The sequence below is a fragment of the Pseudoxanthobacter sp. genome (assembly GCF_036822375.1).
Classification (GTDB): Bacteria; Pseudomonadota; Alphaproteobacteria; order Rhizobiales; family Segnochrobactraceae; genus Pseudoxanthobacter.
Window position 1 is genome coordinate 1 of the sequence record NZ_DAISHT010000205.1, and the last position, 5,886, is coordinate 5,886.

A 5,886-nucleotide genomic window follows, 5' to 3' on the forward strand; every position below is an offset into this window, starting at 1 on the left:
CTTGGAATTCGGTCGGGGATGAACCGCGTCACCCGCCTCAGAGCGCGTCGGCGTCGGTTTCGCCGGTGCGGATGCGGACCGCATGGTCGATCGCATAGACGAAGACCTTGCCGTCGCCGATCTGGCCCGTCTTGGCCGCGCCGACAATGGTTTCAACCGTCTTTTCGACGGCAGCCGTCGAAACGGCAACCTCGATCTTCAGCTTCGGCAGGAAGGTCACTGCATATTCGGCCCCGCGATAAATCTCGGTGTGCCCCTTCTGCCGCCCGTAGCCTTTGACTTCCGTGACGGTCAGACCCTGAATACCAATGGCCATCAGAGCTTCCCGGACTTCGTCAAGCTTGAATGGCTTAATGACTGCCATCACGATTTTCATTTTATACCCTGCTCGTCTCTTGATCGGAGTGGGCAGGCCGACTCCGGCGCCATGGGCCAGCCCCGCGAGGCGCGGACCGTCCGCGCTCCGGGCATGCCCGTGCGCAAAAAGGAATCAAACTGCGTGCCAACTCGGCGCCCGGCGCTCAAAAAAGAGTGATTATCGCCGTCGGGGCCGCTTCCGGCGCCGCAGACAGGCTTATTTGCCGGCTCACGAGCGCCCCGCCGGCGGGTTGCCCGCGCTGAATCCCGCGTCCAGCACCAGCCACAATACGAGGGATGTGATGAAGACGAAGGCAGCCGCGCCGGTCAGCAGCGGCGCCATCGTCCGCAAAGAGACATCCGGCCCCTGCCACAGCACCATCACCGCCGGCGCCAGCACCGCGCCGGCCAGCACCGCCGCAAGGCCGCCGCCGTCGTCGGCAATGGCCAGCCGCCGCATCAGGCCGGCCGTTCCCCTGCACAGGATTGCGCCAGCCACGCCGGCCGCCGGCGCCACGATGAGATCCGGCACGCACGGTGCGGCCGACAGCGCCACGATGCCGGCCACCGCGCCCGCGCCCGCCCGGCTGCCGAGCCCGCTGCGGTGCCCCGCCAGCGTGGCCGCCACCAGCCCGGTCAGCCCGCCGCCGGCCGCAGCCAGCAGCACGCCGGCCGCAGCACTTTCCACCGCACCGGCCGCCGCGATCGTCACCGCGGCCGCAGCCAGCGGTGGCAACAGCACGGGCCGGGCCGTGGCCGGCGGCCCGCCGCAGCCTTCGCGCGCAGGCCCCAGCACCAGCGCACCGGCAAGGCCGGCAAGCCCGCCGGCCAGCCACACAGAAACCGCCCCGCCGCCATCCCCCGCCATGCCGCGGAACCAGCCGGCCACGGCCGGCTGGATGAAGGCGCAGAACAACAGGGAAAAAACGAGGCCCGGCCACAATCCGGCGCGACGGCCGGCGGCCGCCATGACGACGGCAAGGGCCGAAAAAGACAGCAGCGCCTGTGCCGCGAACCCGGCGGCCTCAGCCGGCAGCGGCCACAACACCGCCAGCCCCCGCGAAAGCGACCAGCCGCTGACGAACGTGGCGATCACCGCCGTGATGGCCGCCCCGGCGGCCAGTCCCGCCCCGCCTCCGGCCCCGCTTCCTGCCCGGCCGGCCCCGAGGGCCGCCAGCACCAGCGCGAAAACGGCCGCGGCGCCGGCGGCCGACAGCCCCGGCGGATCGGACGGCGACGACGCCGCGACAGCAGATGCAGAAAGAAGCGCCGGACCGGTCAGAATGCCCGCCGGCAACGGGGGTGCGGACGCGGAAAATGCGCCGGGCGCAAACGGCCCTGCCGCCGCGGGCAGCAGCGCGGGCGGCCCCGTCAGCCACAACAGCAGTGCGATGGCAAAGGCGAGCGCCCGGCCCATTGCTGGCGTCTCCGCTCGGCATTCCGCGGGCCGCGTTGCGGCCGGGGCGGGCGGTTGCGCCCGACCCGATGATCGATGCCCTGCACGGGCCGCCGGCAACACCCTGTCCGGCCGCCTGCCCGGTGCGCGGCGCAGCCCTGCGCCGCCACGCGCGGACGACGCTCAGAGCGCGTCCAGATCCTCTTCGCTGGTGCGGATGCGCACGGCGCGGTCGATGTTGTGCACGAAGATCTTGCCGTCGCCGATATGCCCGGTTTTGGCAGTACGGCAGATCACGTCGATCACGCTGTCGACGATATCGTCGGCAACCACGATTTCCATCTTGATCTTCGGAACGAGCGAAACGAGATACTCAGCACCGCGATAGATTTCGGTATGGCCCTTCTGCCGGCCATAACCCTTCACTTCGGTGATGGTAATGCCGACAATGCCGATACCAAGCAGCGCATCGCGCACTTCTTCCAGCTTGAACGGCTTGATGATGGCGGCCACGATTTTCATGGGTGTCTGCTCTCCGTTCACTTTCGCGGTGCGCCCCCGGGTCCCCCTCGCGGCCGCCACCGTCTGTTCTGCACCGGCCGGTCGTGCTCCCGGCCGTGCGTCCGCCCCGTCGCGGGAGACTGCTCCCGGCGGTCCCGCGCGCGATGCCCGTCCGTCCGCCGCCGGCAGCCGCAAAATACGGCCGCCGGGCGCGAATCAGACGCCAACGGGCTGTCAACCTGCAAGACAGGCTATCCTGACCTCCGCAGGACACATGTGCAATCCGATTGCTTGAAAGCGCGGCCCGATGCTGCAAATTTGCTCATGGTCACAGAACCACCATGAGCGCGCACGAGGTTCGCCACCACGCGCACAAAAAACCGGCAGAAACACGCCTATAATTCAGGCAGCCATCGTTCACCCGTCCGAGCGGCCGTCATTCAGGCGCACCACGCCTTCCTGTGCGGTGGAAGCGACCAGCCGGCCTTCGCGGTCGTAGACGCTGCCGCGGTTGAAGCCGCGTCCGCCGCCCACCGACGGGCTGTCCTGATCGTAGAGCAGCCAGTCGTCGGCGCGGAACGGCCGGTGGAACCACATGGCGTGGTCGAGCGAGGCCAGCAGCACATCGCGGTCGAACACCCGGCGCCCGTGGGGGAACAGCGAAGTGTCGAGCAGGGTGAAGTCGGAGGCGTAGGCGAGCGCGCAGCGGTGGATCGCCGGATCGTCCGGCAGGCGGCCGTTGACACGCACCCAGACCTTCTGGCGCGGCGGCAGCGGATCGGAGGTGAGATAGTGGGTGGTGTCGAGCGGGCGAACCTCGATCGGCCGTTCGCCGGCAAAATAGACCTTCACCACCGGCGGCAGCTTGTCGAGCGCACCGGACAGCAGTTCGCTCTGGGTGGCGAGACTTTCCGGCGGCGGCACCGCCTCCATGTCGATCTGATGGCTGAGCTGCGTCTCCTCATCGGCCTTGAACGAGGCCGACAGGATGAAGATCGGCGCACCGTGCTGGATCGCCACCACCCGCCGGGTGGCATAGCTGCGGCCGTCGCGCACCCGCTCCACGTCATAGACGATCGGCACCGACGGATCGCCGCCGCGCAGGAAATAGGCGTGCAGCGAATGGGCCCCGCGCCCCTCCACCGTGCGGCTTGCCGCCACCAGCGCCTGAGCGATCACCTGACCGCCGAACACGCGCTGCCAGCCATCCTGCGGGCTGTGACCGCGATAGAGGTTCTGTTCGATCTGCTCCAGATCGAGTATCGAGAGCAAGGCCGCGACGGCACGGTTCATCGCCGGTTTCCTCAAAGGGCGGCAGGCCGGGCTGCGGACAGGGCCGGCATGCAATCTGATTCGGGCAATCTGCATCGGCCCCCTGCGGCGCCGGCAATGCGGCAGGCCTCTCCGGGGGCGGTGCGATGGGGCGCCGAAGCGGACAGACGTGTCAAGCCTGCCGGCCCCCCTGCGACCGGGGTCCCGCGGCAAGCCGCCGGAGTGCATGGCACGGCGGGCGGTGGCATGGTCGCCGGGCGCCGGCAGTGGCATGGTGCGCCGGGAACCGGCGGTGGCATGGTGCGCCGGGCCCGGTGCGAAGGGCCGGGCAACCGGCGCGGCGCTGTCGCCGGGTGCGGTGTCGGGCCCGGCCGGGGTGTTATGCCGCGCGGCGGGGCTTAAGGTGTCGGGCCGGGCGGCCGGAACGGAATTTTCTGAGGAGAAGCACGCATGACGGTGGCAACAGCACAGGGCGGCACGGCAGAGGCCGGAGCCGTGCGCAGCGCCGATCTCGTCATTGCCGGCGGCGGCTCGGTCGGCCTTTCCACGGCGCTGGCCGTGCGGCGGGCCGATCCGCGGGCCCGCGTGGTGCTGGTCGATGCCCGGCCGGCCCCGGCGGCGCGCAAGGCGCTCTCCGACGAGCGGGCACTGGCCATCGCCGCCGCCGCCCGCCGCATGCTGACCCGCCTCGGCGCCTGGCACCGGGTGGAGCATCTGGCCCAGCCGGTCACGCAGATGATCGTCACCGACAGCAAGCTGCGCGACACCGTGCGTCCGGTCTTCCTCACCTTCGCCGGCGATGTGGAGCCGGGCGAGCCGTTCGTCTACATGGTGCCGGCCGGCGCGCTCACCGATGCCATCGAGGCGGCGGCCATCGAGGCCGGCGTGGAGATCCTGTCCGGCGACACGGTGGCGGACTTTGCCGCCGACAGCGCCGGCGTCACCGTGCGGCTCGGATCCGGCGGCCGCATCCGCGCGCCGCTGCTGGTGGCGGCCGACGGCGTGCGCTCGCGCCTGCGCGGCCTTGCCGGCATCGGCGTGGTGCGCTCCGACTATCGCCAGACCGCCATCGTCGTCACCGTTGCCCACGAGCGGCCCCACGAGGGCTGCGCGGTGGAACACTTCCTGCCCAACGGGCCGTTCGCCATTCTGCCGCTGACCGGCAACCGCTCGTCGCTGGTGTGGACCGAGCGCACCGAAGAGGCCGGACGGCTGATGGCCATGGAGGACTTCACCTTCGAGGTGGAGATGGAGCGCCGCTTCGGCCACCATCTCGGCGCGCTGTCGCTGGCCGGCCCGCGCCGGGCCCACCCCCTCGGCATCACGCTCGCCCGCCGGTTTATCGCCGGCCGCTTCGCCCTCATCGGCGATGCCGCCCACGGCATGCACCCGATCGCCGGTCAGGGCCTCAACATGGGCTTCCGCGATGTCGCCGCTCTTGCCGAGGTCATCGTCGATGCCCGCCGCCTCGGTCTCGATCCCGGCTCGGCCGATGCGCTGGGGCGCTATGAGCGCTGGCGCCGTTTCGACACCGTGGAAATGGGTCTGGTCACCGACGCCCTGAACCGCCTGTTCCGCACCGATCTCGACCCGGTGCGGTTCGTGCGCGACATCGGCCTCGGGCTGGTGGACCGGCTGCCGGGCCTCAAGGCGCGCTTCATCCGCGAGGCCGCCGGCATCGGCGGCACGCTGCCGCGGCTGATGCGCGGCGAGGCGCTGTGAAGCCGGTTCAGCGTTCCGTGCCGGCCCGAAAGCGCTTTGCCGGCCGCCCGGTTGCCGACGGGCTGGTGCTGGCGGGCTGTCTGGCGCTGTGCCTCGCCATCGGCGCGCTCGGCGCCCGCGTCACCCTGCCGGCCATCCCGGTGTGGTATGCCGGCCTTGTCAGGCCGTCGTTCACCCCGCCGGACAGCGTGTTCGGCCCGGTCTGGACGGTGCTCTATGTGCTGATCGCCGTGGCGCTGTGGCGCCTCATCCGCGCGCCCGCCCGGCCGGCGCGCACGACGGCGCTGACGCTGCACGGCTTCCAGCTTGTCTTCAACATGCTGTGGTCGGTCGCCTTCTTCGGGCTGAAGCTGCCGGCCGTCGCCTTCGTGGTGGCAACCGCCCTCGTCGTCTCGCTCGCCGGGGCGCTGTGGACCGGCCGGCGCGCCGATGCCGCGGCCAGTCTCATCCTGCTGCCCTATCTCGGCTGGAGCCTGTTCGCCCTCGTGCTGAACGGCGCCATCGTCTGGCTCAACTGAGCCGCCGCCTGCCCGCTCATCCGCCCTCTTCCGCCTGTCTGCCCTCTTTCGCCTGAAGGAACGCCCATGGTCCGCCTCAACCGCATCTACACCCGCACCGGCGACGACGGCACCACCGGC

Annotated in this window: 6 protein-coding genes; 2 read left to right on the forward strand and 4 right to left on the reverse strand. The window is 70.6% G+C overall.

The genetic code is table 11. The features are described 5' to 3' along the window. Window positions 1-37 precede the first annotated feature (37 nt). The 4 genes from V7067_RS14660 to tesB form a co-directional block, all read right to left on the reverse strand. Window positions 38-376 (reverse strand): P-II family nitrogen regulator, encoded by a 339-nt coding sequence (locus tag V7067_RS14660; protein ID WP_334176647.1) that lies wholly within the window; start codon window positions 374-376, stop codon window positions 38-40. A 210-nt stretch (window positions 377-586) separates the two neighbouring features. Then, window positions 587-1,774: a hypothetical protein gene (locus V7067_RS14665; protein WP_334176648.1), complete on the reverse strand. Its 1,188-nt coding sequence runs from the start codon at window positions 1,772-1,774 to the stop codon at window positions 587-589. 162 nt (window positions 1,775-1,936) lie between these two features. After that, on the reverse strand, window positions 1,937-2,275 hold the full coding sequence (locus V7067_RS14670) for a P-II family nitrogen regulator (protein WP_334176649.1): 339 nt from the start codon (window positions 2,273-2,275) through the stop codon (window positions 1,937-1,939). Between the two features lie 396 nt (window positions 2,276-2,671). Further along, entirely contained in the window at window positions 2,672-3,547 is an 876-nt protein-coding gene (gene tesB, locus V7067_RS14675; RefSeq protein ID WP_334176650.1) for an acyl-CoA thioesterase II, read from the reverse strand. 429 nt (window positions 3,548-3,976) lie between these two features. On the opposite strand from tesB, the gene V7067_RS14680 reads away from it, so the two are divergent. Together V7067_RS14680 and V7067_RS14685 are read left to right on the forward strand one after the other, a co-directional pair. Further along, the gene (locus V7067_RS14680) at window positions 3,977-5,248 is read left to right on the forward strand and encodes a ubiquinone biosynthesis hydroxylase (RefSeq protein ID WP_334176651.1); all 1,272 of its coding nucleotides are present in this window, start codon (window positions 3,977-3,979) and stop codon (window positions 5,246-5,248) included. Between the two features lie 17 nt (window positions 5,249-5,265). Continuing rightward, the gene (locus tag V7067_RS14685; RefSeq protein ID WP_334176652.1) at window positions 5,266-5,766 is read left to right on the forward strand and encodes a TspO/MBR family protein; all 501 of its coding nucleotides are present in this window, start codon (window positions 5,266-5,268) and stop codon (window positions 5,764-5,766) included. Window positions 5,767-5,886 lie beyond the last annotated feature (120 nt).